We start from the raw sequence: 14,173 nt of genomic DNA on the forward strand, positions 1-14,173 counted from the left end.
CTGACTTGACCCCAGTATAGGGAGCGCCCACCCGCTGACCCGGGGTCGATTCTGCGGACATTCGGAGCCGGGTCGGGCCGCGGGACATCGATCCCGCGGCCCGACTCACGGCCTCGTCACTCGGTCACGACCGGGCCGTCCGTCGGCTGCTCCGATGCGACGAGCCGTCGCGTCCGCCGCAGCGCCAGGACGAGCAGACCGGCGACGACGAGCAGACCGGCCGCGAGCAGTGCCCCGGTCGTGAGCCCGACGCCGGTGACGGCGAGCGGACTCGCGGTGTCCGGGGCGGTCGAGCCCTCCGATCCCCCCGGCGTCACGCCCGGCCCCTCAGGATCCGGGCCGGTCCCGGGCTCGGTCGCGATGAGCCCGCCGTTCCAACGGAGATCCTCGCCGTCGGCTCCACTCGGCGACGGGTCCGCGATCACGATGTCCGGCATGACCCACTCAGCCGGGTCGATCGCGGAGTTCCGGAGATCGTCGTCGCCGACCCGAGGCGACGTGGCATCGGCCACCAGGTCGTCTGGGAGTCGCACGTCGATCCGGTAGGCGCCGGAGCGGAGCGAATCGAACCGGTACCGGCCGTCGGCGTCGGTCGTGGCGGTCCGGGTGACGGGCTCACCGTGCTTGTCCGTGCCGGTCAGTTCGAGCTCGACGTCCGCGACACCAGGCCCCGGCGTCCCGTCGAGCCCGTCGTCGTCGAGCCCGTTCGCATCGAGATCCCACCAGATGCGTTCACCGAGCGCCGAGCTCACCAACCGGGCCGCGACCTGCGGCGATTGTGCGCCGAGCGATTGCGTCGCGGAGTGCAGGACGGCGTCGTTCACGAACCGGGCGTCGACCGCGGCCCCGGTGGTCGTCAGCTCGTAGTCGACGACCACCGGCGCGAACGGCGCGAGCTCGGCGACGGTGGCCTCGATCGCGGTCGCCGCTGCGATGGACGCGGGGCACCCGGTCATGCCGAACTCGTCCGCCGCGCACCACCGTGCTCCGTCCGGCAGGGTGCCGAAGCCGTCGTCGACGACGGGGTCGACGTGGCTCGCGACCGCGTCACCGGGGGCCGCCGTATAGCGGAGGTCCGCTCCGTCCGACGTGGCCGGACCAGCCAGGACGCCCTGCCCGGTCGAGCCGCGTCCGTCGCCCGGGTACGGGAGGACGTCGATCATCCGGACCTCGCGCTGCACGGCCCCGGCGCTCATGTTCCCGAAGACGACGTCGACCTCGACCGCGTCGCCGAACTCGACGACGGACCGGGCGACGTGCTTGTCGATCTGCAGCCCCGAGGGGGTGCTGACCACCATCGACTGCCAGGAGTAGTGGGCGTCGAGTCTGCCGGCGTCCGCCGGGAAGTCCGACAGCGATCCGGGGTCGTCGGGACTCGCGACGATCGCGCGATTGAGGAACTGGCCCACCACGAAGCGATCCGAGATCGCGGTGTAGGTGATCACCGGCTCCGCGCCCTGCCTGATCCGACCGAGGTCCCAGGTGAGGAGCGTGCTCCCATCGGGCTGCGCCACAGCGGTCGTCGCGGGCGGCGTCGCCGATTCGGCGTCGAAGACGAAGCCGGCCGGTAGGGAGTCCGAGACGGTGACACCCGCAGCCCGGTCGGCCACGCCGTCCGGCGTGACGATCTCCGGCCGTACCTCGAAGGTGATCGGGGAGCCGGCGGCGATGGGGGCCGGTGCGCCGGGAGCGACCTGGGGCGAGGTCGCGCGCTTGTTCAGAGCGACCGCCGCGTTCGCGGCGACCAGCTGATCGCCTCGCGGGTACTGGGCGTTGTCGTCGGTGGCGCGATACCGTCCGTGCCACCAGCCGTCCTCGACCCAGGAGCTCGCCGACTCACGGTCCTCCCCATTGCCGGAGGACTTCACACTGTAGGTCTCGGTGAGACGGGTGCCCACCTCGAGGCCCTGCACCGCCTGGAGCTGTACCCACAGGGTGACGCCCGTCCGGGGCGGGAGCACACCGTCGACCGGGCGGAGACGGACCCTGGTGATGTCCTCGGTGTCGACGAGCGACGGGTCCGAGACCCAGGTGTCGTCGGCGTCCTCACAGGTGGTCGCGTCCATCTGCGCCTGGCGGGTCTCCGCGTCGGCCGTCGTGTCGACGCTCGGCGTCGTGCCGTACTCGACGATCACGGGCCCACCGGTGGTCCGGGACTCGGCCGGGGCACCGCCTCCGGGACGCTCACCGACGCGCTGCGTGGCCGGGTCGAAGACCGCGCAGAGCACCGCTCCCGTGAGGGGGCTCGTCGTGGTGTTGTTCCAGGCGACCGTCTGTTCGAAGCGTTGTCCGCCGGCGACGGGCCCCTCTCCGGAGCCGGCCGTGCTCTGCCCCGGTACCAGACGGTTCTCCGTCCGGCGGTCGACGTAGCGCGTCGTGTGCTCGCCGCCACCGGTGCGCTGGGCGATCGTCGCGTTGGCCGTGTTGTCGGCGAGCGGTTCGGGGGCGTTCGGGAGGGGTGTCCCGTCGGCGGTGACACCCCGGACGTCGAGGTCGGTGAGGTCGAGCCGCACCGGGAGGGAGCCGTTCGACGGCACCGCGGACTCCGGCACGAACACGCCGAACCGGCCGATCGCGAGGAAACCCTGCGCGGTGATCGCGGCGCCCGAGGCGGACCGGGTCGGGATGTGGTCGCCGCTCAGATCGGCGCCGCTGATGGTGACGAGCGCGGAACGACCATCGGGTTCGACTTCGCAGGACCAGGTCCCGGAGTCCGTGACCGCGTCGGTGCCCCCGCCGCCGGCCTTCGGGAAGACCGCGGTGTCGAAGGCGCCGACGAGGCAGCTGTTCGAGACCGGTCGCCCCTCGGGGTTCACCGTGGCCAGGCGGGTGCCGGCCGGGTACCCGCCGAGGTCGATCCGGAAGGTCACGTCTTCGACCACGTTGCCGGACCCGCGGGCGCCACGGCCCTCGTCGGTGCCGAACCCGGTGACCGAGAGGGCGGTGTCGTGCGCGACGTACCAGCCTCGCGTGCCGTCACGCTCAGTGACGTCGGCGACGATCGGACCGCGCTTCACACCCACGTTGACGCGGGGAGCGCTGCTGACGACGAGATCGGGTGCGGTCGTGCTGGCACGGATCTCCGATCCGTCGGCCGCGTCGATCGCGATGGTCTCGATCCCGCTCTGCGGCGCGGTGATGACCGTGCCGTTCGGCGGGGAGGATGCGAGCACGGCCGTGAGGTCGATCGCGCTCACCGAGTTCGGCAGGACGTCGGTCCGCACGCAGTCGACGACCGAGCGATCGTCGCTGACGGTCGAGCCCGCGGCACAGTACCCCGGGAGCTGGGCGACGGGCGGCCATCGGAGTCCCTCGGGTAGGCGCTGACGGACGACCACCCGGTCGTCCTCGGCGGCACCGCGCAGCTGCACCTCGATCGTGTAGGTGACCGCGTCGTGGGAACGCAGCACGGGGTCGTCCGGAGAGACGTCGAGCCCGGGCCCCGGCTCGGCGTCGAACGGGACGCTGCCGGTGGCGGTCCGCTGGAGCACGGTGGTGAGCCCGAGCGCCCGGTCCGAGACGTCGGTGGCGGCCGAGACGATGTCGGGCGCCGGCGCGGCCGCGGCTGCGGGTTCAGGCGTTGCGGCCGGGAGCAGCGCGCTCCCGGTCACGGCGGCGACGGACAGGGCGCCGAGCGCCCTGCGGAAGAGGATGGTGTTCACGTGGGTCCGACCTTCTTGACGAGAGGGGGCGGTCACACGTTACACAATGTGGTCGACTGATATCTGGGATATCCACAGCTCCGGACGAAGAAGGGCAGCTGTCGGATGATCGGGGCGTCGGTGCGGCGACGGGTGACGCCTACTGGAGCGCGGAGGTGAGCCGCGCGAGGTTGTCGAGCACCGTCGACCGCAGCGGCTGTTTCAACCATTCCGCGAGCGTCAGTTCCTTACTGATCTCCCGGTATCCGTCTTCGACGCCCCGCATCTCCTGGACGAACTCGCGACCGCGGACCATGAGCGAGACCTCCAGGTTGAGACCGAAGGAACGCATGTCCATGTTGCTCGATCCGATCACGGCGACGTCGTCGTCGATCGTGAAGTGCTTCGCATGCAGGATGTACGGCGCCGGGTACTGGAAGATCCGCACGCCGGCCCGCAGGAGCGCCTCGTAGTAGGAGCGCTGCGCGTGCCACACCATCGCCTGGTCGCCGATCTCCGACACGAACAGGTCGACCGGCACACCGCGCTGGACGGCGGTCGTGACCGCTGCGAGCAACGACTCGTCGGGTACGAAGTACGGACTCGTGATGACGATGCGCCGCTGAGCCGCGTAGATGAGGGTGAGGAACAACTTGAGGTTGTTGTCGCCGTCGAACCCCGGCCCGCTCGGTACGACCTGCAGTTCGAGGTCGCCCACCGGTCGGGCGTCGAGCAGGCCGACCTCGTGGGACAGGACGTCGCCCGTCTCGCTGTACCAGTCGCTCAGGAAGATCGTGTTGATCCCCGCGACCCCGGGGCCCTCCACCCGCGTCATGAGCTCCTGCCACTGGAGACCACGCTTGATGTTGCCCGGCTTGTTGTAACTCCGGTCGATCATGTTCTGCGAGCCCATGAACGCGACCGCGCCGTCGACGATCACCATCTTGCGGTGGTTCCGGAGGTCGGGACGCTGGAACTTGCCCTTGAACGGCTGGAGCGGCAGCATGAGCGCCCACTGGGCACCCATCGTGGTGAGGCGCTTCAGCGTGTGCTTGTAGTCGGGGGTCCGCCAGCTCGCGAAGTGGTCGAGCAGCACTCGGACCGTGACGCCGCGGTCCACCGCACGCTCGAGGGCGTCGAAGAACGGCTTCGTGGTGCGGTCGCAGGTGAGGATGTAGAACTCGACGTGCACGAACTGCTCGGCGCGGTCGACCTCCTCGGCCATGGCGTGCAGTGATGCCTCGTAGTCACCGATGAGACTCGCGGTGTTCCCGCCCTGCAGCGGCATCGATCCGAGATTGCGGTTGAGCGTCACGACCGAGCGGAACCAGGCCGGCGCGTTCGACGTCAGGTTCGCCTTGACGAGGTCGCGCGTCGTCTGGCGGATGTAGACGTTGATGTCGTACTGCTTCCGCCGGCGCGCCCGCGGCAGTTTCGGGTTCCCGATGAGGAGGAAGGCGATGACACCGACGTACGGGATGAGGAAGATCGCGAGCAGCCAGGCCATCCCCGCGGTGGGGCGCCGGTTGCGCGGGACGACGATCACCGCGATGACACGGATGATGAAGTCCAGGACGAGGGCCGTGATGCCCAGCCAGTTCCAGGAGAACTCGATCGTCATGTCGCCCATCCGCTCAGCTGCCGAGGCTCCAGCCTACTGACCATGCCGGACAGCTGTGGAGCGACCTCGCCACGTGATACGTGCGGGTCAGACCTCGCGGGGGCCGGAGGGCTCGACCGGTGGGAGACCGAGCTTCGCGCGCTGCTCCGCCTCGACCTGCGCGTACGCCTTGCGCTCGTTGCGGTCGGACCGCAGGATGGCGCGCATGACGACCCAGAAGATGATGCCGACGACCACGGTGGGCAGCAGCGACCAGAGCGCGTTGAGCCAGTAGTCTTCGATCACCCGTCAATCGTACCGCCCTTCAACAGGCTCAGGGACCGGAGAGCCGGCCCAGGGGACCGGAGAGCCGGCTCAGAGACGGGAGAGCCGGCCCAGGGACCGGAACGACGTGGTGGCGCGATCCCGAACGGGCGCGCAGCCGGCTCAGGAGCCTCCGGCGAGAGCGCCCCACAGACCGCTGACGACGAGGTACAGGCCGATGCCGCCGACCACGATCCAGATCGTGATGCGCGCCGTCGTCGGCCCCTGCTTCTTCGGGTCCTGGTGGTCGCCGGGGTCCATCATGCTCATCGTCGCGCCTGACTGTCGGTGGTCGTGCTGCCGGGTGGCCGCTACTTGACCAGGGGGAAGAGGATCGTCTCGCGGATGCCGAGACCGGTCAGCGCCATGAGGAGTCGGTCGATGCCCATCCCCATGCCGCCGGACGGCGGCATCCCGAACTCGAGCGCCCGCAGGAACTCCTCGTCGAGACGCATGGCCTCGACGTCGCCCTGCGCCGCGAGCTTCGCCTGCTCGATGAAGCGTTCGCGCTGCACGACCGGGTCGACGAGTTCGGAGTAGCCGGTGGCGAGCTCGAAGCCGCGGACGTAGAGGTCCCACTTCTCGACGGCGCCCTCGATCGAGCGGTGGGCGCGCACGAGCGGGCTCGTGTCGACGGGGAAGTCCATGACGAAGGTCGGGCGCTCGAGGCCACCCTTGACGAAGTGCTCCCACAGCTCCTCGACGTACTTGCCGTGGATGGGGTGCGGGACCTCGACGCCTTCACGCTCGGCGAGCGCCTTGAGTTCCTCGATCGGCGTCTGCGGAGTGATCTCGACACCCGCCGCGGCCGACAGGCTCTCGAACATCGAGATGCGGTCCCACTCGCCACCGAGGTCGAACTGCGTGCCGTCGGCCCAGGTGACGACGTGGCTCCCGCTCGTCGCGAGCGCGGCGTTCTGGATGAGGGTCTGCGTGAGGTCGGCCATGGTGCCGTAGTCGCCGTAGGCCTCGTACGCCTCGAGCATGGCGAACTCGGGGCTGTGCGTGGAGTCGGCGCCCTCGTTGCGGAAGTTGCGGTTGATCTCGTAGACGTGGTCGATGCCGCCGACGACGGCGCGCTTCAAGTACAGTTCGGGCGCGATGCGCAGGTAGAGCTCGGTGTCGAACGCGTTCGAGTGGGTGACGAACGGGCGGGCCGAGGCTCCACCGTGCATGACCTGGAGCATCGGCGTCTCGACCTCGACGAAGTCGCGCTCCGTGAAGGTCTGGCGGAGGCTCGCGACCGTCTTGGCCCGGTCGAGCACGTTCTTGCGCGCCTGGTCGCGGGCGATGAGGTCGAGGTACCGGCTCCGGACCCTCGTCTCCTCGTTGAGCTCGTTGTGGAGGTTCGGCAGGGGCAGGATCGCCTTCGCCGCGATGGTCCACTCGGCCACCATGATCGACAGTTCGCCGCGGCGGCTGGAGATGACCTCGCCGGAGACGAAGACGTGGTCGCCGAGGTCGACGAGCTCCTTCCAGGCCGCGAGCTGTTCGTCGCCGACGCTGGCGAGGCTCACCATCGCCTGGATGCGGCTGCCGTCGCCCGACTGGAGGCTGGCGAAGCAGAGCTTGCCGGTGTTGCGCAGGTGCACGACGCGACCCGCGACGCCGACCGTGACGCCGGTGGCCTCATCGGGCTGGAGCTCACCGAAGCGGGCGCGCACCGCCGGGATCGTGTCGGTGATGGGGAGGGTGACGGGGTAGGCGCCACCGGCACCCGACGTCGCCTCGTCGATGAGGCGCTGGCGCTTCGCGAGCCGGACGGCCTTCTGCTCGGAGAGCTCTGCCTGCTCTGCTGCGTCGTCGATCGGCTCTGGCGTCGTGTCAGTCATGCGGTGGGATTCTCCTCGTGCGGTCACTGGAGTTTACCGGGGACCGTGCGGGCCGTGCGCACGGCCGGCTTCCTATGAACCGGCTATCGACGGCCTGACAAGGGTCTGCGAACAACCATTCGGAGGACATCGCCGGGTACCCGGGCCGTGCTTGGCTCGAAGGACAGGAGTCCCGATCGGGGGCACCGACGCCGGAAACGAACTCGAAAGGCTCGTCATGACGACGCTCTCCGACCACCAGCACACCGACCACCGCGACGCCACCACCGTCCCACCCGCCCCGGCCTCCCCCGCCGTGACGCGCGGACAGGCGGGGATCGACGCCGGTCTCCTCCTCCTGCGCCTGGCCCTCGGCGTGGTCTTCATCGCGCACGGGCTCCAGAAGTTCCTCGTCGACTCGATCCCTGGCGTCGCCTCCGGGTTCGGCGGCATGGGCATCCCGGCTCCCGAGGTCGCGGCGGTCGTCGTCGCCGGTCTCGAGGTGGTCGGTGGCCTGCTGCTCATCGTCGGCCTCGGCACGCGCATCGTGGGCGCCCTGCTCGCGGTGACGATGGCCGTGGCGATGGTGCTCGTGCACCTGCCGGCGGGGTTCTACGCCGCCGACGGTGGCTTCGAGTACGTCATGCTGCTCGCACTCGCGTCGATCGCGCTCACCCTCGCGGGCCCGGGCCGACTCGCCGTCGACGCGTTGATCCGTCGCCGCCGCAGCCGCTGACACGGGTCGGCTGACTCGGACCCGCCCGCCCGCCCGCCCGCCCCGACTCGGGTGGGCGGGCGGTGGTCCGTCCACCCGGCTAGAGCAGCTCGTCGACGTCGGGCGTCGTCGCACCGCGCAGGGCCTCGTCGACCGACGACCGCACGAGCGAGGACAGGAAACCGCCGGCGTTCTCCACGCCGATGTCCTGGAGCAGCCCCGTCGCCTGCTGCACGACCGCGCGGGAGAAGCTCGCGGCCGTCTCCACCGCTTCGGCGTAGGCCGCTCGATCGGCCTCGGCGATGATCACGGGCTCCGCGCCCATCTCGACCACGAGCGCCTGCCCGATCGGTTGGACCGGGGCCGGTGCGGTCACGGCGAACGACGTCTCGTGGAGCCGGGCGAGGTCGAGGCTCGTCCCGGTGAACACCATCGCGGGGTGCAATGCCAACGGGATGGCGCCGGCCTTCGCGGCGGGAGCGAGGACTGCGGTCCCGAACCGAGCCGAGGTGTGGGCGACGAGCTGACCCGGCTGCCACGCACCGACCGCCGCGAGCCCTTCGACCAACGACGCGAGTTGCGCATCCGGTACGGCGATGACGACGAGTTCACTCCGCTCGACCACCTCGGTCGGATCGAGCACCGGGACGTCCGGCAACAGGGCGTTCGCCCGTTCGAGGCTCTCCTCCGACACCGCGGTGATGCCGACGATCGCGTGTCCGGCTCCCCCGAGCGCCGCTCCGATGACCGGGCCGACGCGACCACTCCCGATGATCCCGATGCCGAGTCTTGCACTCCGTCGTTCCGCGCTCACGTGGTCCTCCGGTCGTGGTCGGTCGTCGGGAGTGGGACGGACGGAGTCGGCCGCTGCTCCTGCCACGGCTCGGCGTCCGGCCGCGTCACCGACGCGGACTGCGCCGTCGGCTCATCGAGGTAGGGGGCCGTCGCCTGCGCCTCGGACGGCTGGTGCTCAGGGTCGGAGCTCGCCCACCGGTGGCTGCGATCGTTCGACTGTGCGACCACGATCGCCGCCGACGCCGCGTCGAACATCCGCACCGCCTCGTCGCGGGCCATGGCCGGAAGCTTGGCGATCACCGGGCCGGGGACCGTGTGCGCGGTCGCGGAGGCGAGGTCGAGCGCGCGCAGGAGCGGCCCCTGGTCGATCCGGATGCTCTGCAGGCGTGCAAGCGGAAGGATGTGGAGTCTGCGCCAGACCACCCCCTGCCGGAACAGCAGCATCCCGTCCCGCAGGGCGTAGCCGGTACGACGCCAGGAGAACCAGTTGATCCATCGCGAGCGACGGGGTGAGCCCACGAAACCGACGCCGTCGCGTGTGGCGAGGGCCGATTGCAGGGGCGCCCAGGCGCTGCCGTCGATGCGGCCCGCGAGCATCAACTCCACGACCTGCGCGGCGTCCACGAGCGACCCGACCGGCAACACCGTGTTGCTCGTCGCACCGCGAGCAGCCTGCTCCAGCGACAGGCCGGCCTTGTTGATCCGCACCCGCCACCAGCCGAACGGCCGCCAGATGATGGGCTGAGACACCTCGATCGCATGGATCCGGCCGGGCGGGACGGTGTCGTTGGTCGTCGAGAAGAGCCCGAAGCCGATGCGGACGCCCGAGGGGGTCGCGGCGATGCTGTAGCGCAGCGACTTCGTCACGCTCGACCAGACGAAGGCACCGAGACTCAGCACCATGGGGACGAGCCAGAACCAGGCCCAGTCCAGGCCGTTGACGAGGAGCACGACACCGACCACGACCGAGATCAGGACGATCACGGTGAACGGGCTGAGCAGCGTGGACCCGACCAGGCGCCCGAGCGTCAAGCGGACGACGGAGTCCGGCACCGCCTCCTCCGGGTCGAGTTCGGGCGAGATGAAGTCGTCGACGCGCTCGGTGACGAACCGGGACACCCCGCCGGCGCCGTCGGGCACCGATTGCGGCGGCAGGGTCGGGTCGGCCGGGTCGACGGTTGCTGCGGCCTGCCGGCGTTCGGCGAGCTTCACCCCGCTCGCGAGCGTGAGTACGTCCCGGCGGAGGCCGTCGGCGTCGGCACCGTACAGGTACTCGAGTTTGACGTTCGCGTCCTGGCCCGCGACGCTCACGTTGATGCGGGAGGCCCCGATGAGCCTGGCGAGGAGCGGCTTCTCGATGGAGACGCCCTGGATGCGGTCGAGCTTGGCTTTGCGGTTCGTGCGGAACAGGATGCCGCTGCGCACCTCCACCGCCTCGTCGGTGACCCGGAAGGTGTGCATGCGCCAGGAGAACCAGAACACGGCGATCACCACGATGAGCCCGACGGCGATCGCGAGGAGCACCCACCCGACGAAGCCGTGGTTGAGGATGTAGTCGATCGGGTCGGTCGGCTGCTCCATCCCCGGAGCGGGGATGAAGAACTCGATGAGTCTCTCGCGGAGGTTCGCGATGACGATGCCGAGGATGGCGACGAACGCGATCCCACCTCGGAGCAACGGCGTCGCCGGATGCAGCCGGTGCCACTGCCCGTCGACGAGACTCTGTCCGGCCACCCGTGGGACGATCGCCTCGGCCGTCGGCTTCACCCGAGGACCCGTGGCCGGAGCCTCGAACCGCTCCGGCGGTCCTGCCGCCTGGTGCTCGCTCACAGTCCGGTCCGCCGGCTCTCCGCCACGGCGACCAGATGGTCGCGCAGCCCCTCGGCCTCGGCTTCCGGCAGCCCGTTGATCACCACTCCGGTCGAGGCGGAGGCGGTCACGAACTTGAGGTCGGCGAGGCCGAACGCCCGCGAGAGGGGCCCGCGGTTGATGTCGACGAGCTGCATGCGCCCGTACGGCACGGCGACGAAGCGCTGCCACATGATCCCTCGGCGGAACAACAGGTCGTCCGCGCGCAGTTGATACCCGATCGATCGGATGCGGCGCGGGATGAACGCCGCGGCGATCAGGGAGATCACGGCGAAGGCGGCGAACGGCCACCAGATCCAGGTCCAGTCCCAGACGAGCGCGACGAAGACCACGGCCGCCGTGACGAGCACGAGGCCGGCACCCTCGGAGATGAACTCGACGGCGATGAGCTTGCGACTCACGCGGCGCCACTCGGCATCAGGCAGCTCGAGTCGCTTGCCGCTCTGCTCCGCGGGACCGGCGTGGACCGTCTCCGACGACGACAGCTCCTCCAGCGGCGTCTCGATCAGCGGCCGTTCAGCGGGCTGATCAGGTGTGGGACGGGGCTCCCCCGGGTGCGGCGTCGTCATCATCATCCTTCGGAACGGTGCAGAACCACTCGGCCACCAAGGCGGCGACGACGAGTGCGACCGATCCCACGATGGACGCGATCACCAGCCACAACGAGCCTATCGCGGGCAGGATCGGGCGGGTCAGGACGAAGAGCAGGATCCCGACGGTCGCCCCCGCCACCAGGGAGCCGGCATGACTCGAGGCCTTCGCGAGCGCGGCGACCCGCATGGCGCGGAACGGGTCGATCCGGCGGGTGGCGCGACCGGTCGTGCTGCGGCGGATCGGCCAGGACAGGGCGATGAGGATGATCGCGACCGCCACGAGCGAGACCGCGAGGGTGACGGGCGGGATGATCGACGCGCGTCCGCCGGAGACCATCGCGACCTCGACGAGGAAGCCGACGACGACGCCCACCCCGGCGAGGACGATGAGCGGTGTCGCGGTGGTGCGGGTCACGGGTGCCTGCCGTCGTCGGGGACCACGGAGCCGTCCTTGGCGGCCGCGAGGGTGTCGAGTCGGCCGACGCCGGGCAGCGTCGCGTCGGGGTCGAGGAGCAGCCAGGGCACGACGACGAACCCGCGCTCGGCGGCTCGCGGGTGCGGGACCGTCAGGCGATCGTCGTCGATCGTCTCGTCGTCGTAGGCGATGAGGTCGAGGTCGAGCGTCCGGTCGCCCCAGCGCTCCTCGCGGACGCGGCCGTGCGCGAGTTCGATCCGCTGGAGTTCGTCGAGGAGCGCGTGCGGCTGGAGGCGGGTGCGGACGGCCGCGACACCGTTGAGGTAGGCGGGAGCAGACTCGTCGACGCCGGCAGGCTTGACGGCCGCGCTCGAGACGAGCGGCGACGGGCGCACCTCGAGCACCCCGTCGACGGCGGCGAGGTCTTCCACCGCCTGTGCGATCGTCGCGCGGCGGTCCCCCAGGTTGGCCCCGATGGCCACGACGGCCCAGACGGCGCGAGGCTTCGGCGGTCCGGGCCGACGGGCGGGGTCGTGGATCGGTGTGCGCGAGACCATCAGACGGCCCGCCCGGTCGCAGTACGGTCGGCCTGGGTGCGCTCGATCGTCACCGCCACGTCCGCGAAGGGCACCGTGATGGGGGCGCTCGGTTTGTGCACCGTGACCCGGACCGCTTCCGCGCGCTCGTTCGCGAGCACCACGTCGGCGATGCGCTCGGCCACGGTCTCGATGAGGTCGACCGGGTCGCGCTCGACGGCCGCCACGACCGCTTCGGCGAGCTCTCCGTAGTGCATGGTCGCGCCGAGCTCGTCGCCGCCGGCGGCCGGGCGGAGGTCCAGCGACACGGTGACGTCGATGACGAACTCCTGTCCGGCCTCGCGCTCGAAGTCGAAGACGCCGTGGTGCGCGAACGCCCGCAGGCCCGTGAGGGTGATCGAATCAGTCATCGGCTCCACCTTGCCATGCATCGAGGGTATCGAGAGCGAGTCTGGTGGCGGCGACGTCGTGGACGCGCACACCCCAGGCTCCGGCCTGCGCGGCCAGCACGCTCACCACGGCGCTCGGCAGATCGCGCGCCTCCATCGGGGCGTCCTCGGGGAGGAGTGCTCCGATGAACCGTTTGCGGGACGCGCCCACCAGCACCGGGTACCCGAGCTCGCGCAGCAGGTCGAGTCGGGCGAGGATGCGCCAGTTGTGCTCGGCGTGCTTGGAGAACCCGAGGCCCGGATCGACGACGATCCGGCCGGGGTCGACGCCCTGAGCGCGGAGGGTCGTCACCCGGTCGTCGAGTTCGCGAGCGACGTCGACCGCCGCATCGGTGTAGGTGGCGCGGCTCGCCATGTCGGCCGAGTGTCCGCGCCAGTGGCTGATGACGCAGTCGAGACCGGACGCCGCCATCACGCCCGGCATCCGGTCGTCGGCGAGGCCACCGGAGACGTCGTTGATGATCGAGGCACCGGCGTCGGCCGCCGCACTGGCGGTGTCCGCGTTCATCGTGTCGATACTCACTCGCGCACCAGCGGCGGCCAACGCCGCGATGACGGGTGCGACCCGGTGCTGCTCCTCGCGGGTGTCGACCCGGGCGGCACCGGGCCGCGTCGATTCGCCGCCGACGTCGATGATGGTGGCGCCGGCCGCGATGAGCTCGAGCCCGTGGGCGACGGCGTCGTCGACGTCGAGGTACCGGCCGCCGTCGCTGAACGAGTCGGGGGTGACGTTGACGACGCCCATGATCTGGAACATGCGATCACCCCGCCTGGTCGGCGGACGCGCCGATCAGGACCATCAGCTCGGCCCGCGCGGCCGGATCGGCCAGGGCTCCACGGCTGGCGATGGTGACGGTGGTGCTCGTCAGCTGGCGCGATCCGCGCATCGAGACGCAGCCGTGCGCGGCCTGGAGCACGACGAGGACGCCGCGAGGCGCGAGCCGCTCGACGAGGGTGTCGGCGATCTGCTCGCTCAGCCGCTCCTGGACCTGCGGGCGCGAGGCGAGTGTGTCGACGAGCTTCGGCAGGGCACCGAGGCCGATGACGAGTTCGTCGGGCAGGTAGGCGATGTGCGCCGTGCCGAGGAACGGGAGCAGATGGTGCTCGCACACGGAACGGAAGGCGATGTCCCGGACGAGCACGACGTCGCTGGTCGCGCCCTCCTCGATCGGGATGGGGCGGGCCAGGTGCACGCCGGCGTCCTGGCCGACGCCGCCGAAGAACTCCGCGTACGCGTCGGCGACGCGCGAGGGGGTGTCGGCGAGGCCGTCGCGGGAGGGGTCCTCGCCGATCGCCTCGAGGATCTCGAGGACCGCTGCGGCGATCCGTTCCCGGTCCACCGACGACCGCGAGGCCGAGCCCTGATCGGGCTCGGCCTGCGCGGCTGCGACCGCGTCGTCCGCGGTGTGCTCGCCGTGGGTCATG

The 14,173-nt window shown here is 70.7% G+C and carries 14 protein-coding genes; 1 reads left to right on the forward strand and 13 read right to left on the reverse strand.

The features are described from left to right. Positions 1–116: 116 nt before the first annotated feature. From QRN44_RS03740 to lysS, 5 genes are all read right to left on the reverse strand, one after another. The gene (locus tag QRN44_RS03740) at positions 117–3,662 is read right to left on the reverse strand and encodes an SdrD B-like domain-containing protein (protein ID WP_285038295.1); all 3,546 of its coding nucleotides are present in this window, start codon (positions 3,660–3,662) and stop codon (positions 117–119) included. Positions 3,663–3,801: 139 nt separating this feature from the next. Continuing rightward, positions 3,802–5,271 carry a cardiolipin synthase gene (gene cls / locus QRN44_RS03745; protein WP_175116321.1) on the reverse strand — a complete coding sequence of 490 codons (1,470 nt, stop codon included), beginning with the start codon at positions 5,269–5,271 and terminating at the stop codon, positions 3,802–3,804. Between the two features lie 78 nt (positions 5,272–5,349). Next, entirely contained in the window at positions 5,350–5,547 is a 198-nt protein-coding gene (locus QRN44_RS03750) for a hypothetical protein (protein WP_213014309.1), read from the reverse strand. A gap of 141 nt (positions 5,548–5,688) precedes the next feature. Beyond that, the gene (locus QRN44_RS03755) at positions 5,689–5,835 is read right to left on the reverse strand and encodes a hypothetical protein (protein ID WP_153303387.1); all 147 of its coding nucleotides are present in this window, start codon (positions 5,833–5,835) and stop codon (positions 5,689–5,691) included. Between the two features lie 41 nt (positions 5,836–5,876). After that, positions 5,877–7,397: a lysine--tRNA ligase gene (lysS, locus tag QRN44_RS03760; RefSeq protein ID WP_079001587.1), complete on the reverse strand. Its 1,521-nt coding sequence runs from the start codon at positions 7,395–7,397 to the stop codon at positions 5,877–5,879. Between the two features lie 217 nt (positions 7,398–7,614). Between lysS and QRN44_RS03765 the strand changes: the two genes are divergently transcribed. Further along, entirely contained in the window at positions 7,615–8,112 is a 498-nt protein-coding gene (locus tag QRN44_RS03765) for a DoxX family protein (protein ID WP_285038296.1), read from the forward strand. Between the two features lie 79 nt (positions 8,113–8,191). On the opposite strand, the gene QRN44_RS03770 is transcribed toward QRN44_RS03765, so the two are convergent. From QRN44_RS03770 to folE, 8 genes are read right to left on the reverse strand one after another with little or no spacing between them, the layout of a single operon-like run. Further along, positions 8,192–8,905, reverse strand: coding sequence for a Rossmann-like and DUF2520 domain-containing protein (locus tag QRN44_RS03770; RefSeq protein WP_064294399.1), 714 nt, complete (start codon positions 8,903–8,905; stop codon positions 8,192–8,194). Beyond that, positions 8,902–10,716, reverse strand: coding sequence for a PH domain-containing protein (locus QRN44_RS03775; RefSeq protein ID WP_285038297.1), 1,815 nt, complete (start codon positions 10,714–10,716; stop codon positions 8,902–8,904). The genes QRN44_RS03770 and QRN44_RS03775 overlap by 4 nt, the downstream gene beginning before the upstream one ends. Then, positions 10,713–11,327 carry a PH domain-containing protein gene (locus QRN44_RS03780; RefSeq protein WP_436278692.1) on the reverse strand — a complete coding sequence of 205 codons (615 nt, stop codon included), beginning with the start codon at positions 11,325–11,327 and terminating at the stop codon, positions 10,713–10,715. The genes QRN44_RS03775 and QRN44_RS03780 overlap by 4 nt, the downstream gene beginning before the upstream one ends. Then, positions 11,284–11,763, reverse strand: a complete 480-nt coding sequence (locus QRN44_RS03785) for a DUF3180 domain-containing protein (RefSeq protein ID WP_079001580.1) — start codon at positions 11,761–11,763, stop codon at positions 11,284–11,286. Before QRN44_RS03785 ends, QRN44_RS03780 begins: the two co-directional genes overlap by 44 nt. After that, positions 11,760–12,320 carry a 2-amino-4-hydroxy-6-hydroxymethyldihydropteridine diphosphokinase gene (gene folK, locus QRN44_RS03790; RefSeq protein WP_121289510.1) on the reverse strand — a complete coding sequence of 187 codons (561 nt, stop codon included), beginning with the start codon at positions 12,318–12,320 and terminating at the stop codon, positions 11,760–11,762. Before folK ends, QRN44_RS03785 begins: the two co-directional genes overlap by 4 nt. After that, complete coding sequence (gene folB, locus QRN44_RS03795; protein ID WP_079003845.1) at positions 12,320–12,709, reverse strand: dihydroneopterin aldolase; 390 nt, start codon at positions 12,707–12,709, stop codon at positions 12,320–12,322. Before folB ends, folK begins: the two co-directional genes overlap by 1 nt. Then, positions 12,702–13,505 carry a dihydropteroate synthase gene (gene folP / locus QRN44_RS03800; protein WP_285038299.1) on the reverse strand — a complete coding sequence of 268 codons (804 nt, stop codon included), beginning with the start codon at positions 13,503–13,505 and terminating at the stop codon, positions 12,702–12,704. Before folP ends, folB begins: the two co-directional genes overlap by 8 nt. Positions 13,506–13,509: 4 nt before the next feature. After that, positions 13,510–14,172: a GTP cyclohydrolase I FolE gene (folE, locus tag QRN44_RS03805; protein ID WP_285038300.1), complete on the reverse strand. Its 663-nt coding sequence runs from the start codon at positions 14,170–14,172 to the stop codon at positions 13,510–13,512. Between the last annotated feature and the right edge of the window lies 1 nt (position 14,173).

It is taken from the genome of Plantibacter sp. lyk4-40-MEA-4 (assembly GCF_030209415.1).
In the GTDB taxonomy this organism is placed as follows: domain Bacteria; phylum Actinomycetota; class Actinomycetes; order Actinomycetales; family Microbacteriaceae; genus Plantibacter; species Plantibacter flavus_A.

Bases quoted from the DNA above. Each gene is read 5' to 3' on its own strand.
- cls (WP_175116321.1), bottom strand. From the start codon at position 5,271: ATGGGCGACATGACGATCGAGTTCTCCTGGAACTGGCTGGGCATCACG.
- QRN44_RS03755 (WP_153303387.1), bottom strand. From the start codon at position 5,835: ATGAGCATGATGGACCCCGGCGACCACCAGGACCCGAAGAAGCAGGGG.
- lysS (WP_079001587.1), bottom strand. From the start codon at position 7,397: ATGACTGACACGACGCCAGAGCCGATCGACGACGCAGCAGAGCAGGCA.
- QRN44_RS03765 (WP_285038296.1), top strand. From the start codon at position 7,615: ATGACGACGCTCTCCGACCACCAGCACACCGACCACCGCGACGCCACC.
- QRN44_RS03780 (WP_436278692.1), bottom strand. From the start codon at position 11,327: ATGATGACGACGCCGCACCCGGGGGAGCCCCGTCCCACACCTGATCAG.
- folK (WP_121289510.1), bottom strand. From the start codon at position 12,320: ATGGTCTCGCGCACACCGATCCACGACCCCGCCCGTCGGCCCGGACCG.
- folB (WP_079003845.1), bottom strand. From the start codon at position 12,709: ATGACTGATTCGATCACCCTCACGGGCCTGCGGGCGTTCGCGCACCAC.
- folP (WP_285038299.1), bottom strand. From the start codon at position 13,505: ATGTTCCAGATCATGGGCGTCGTCAACGTCACCCCCGACTCGTTCAGC.
- folE (WP_285038300.1), bottom strand. From the start codon at position 14,172: ATGACCCACGGCGAGCACACCGCGGACGACGCGGTCGCAGCCGCGCAG.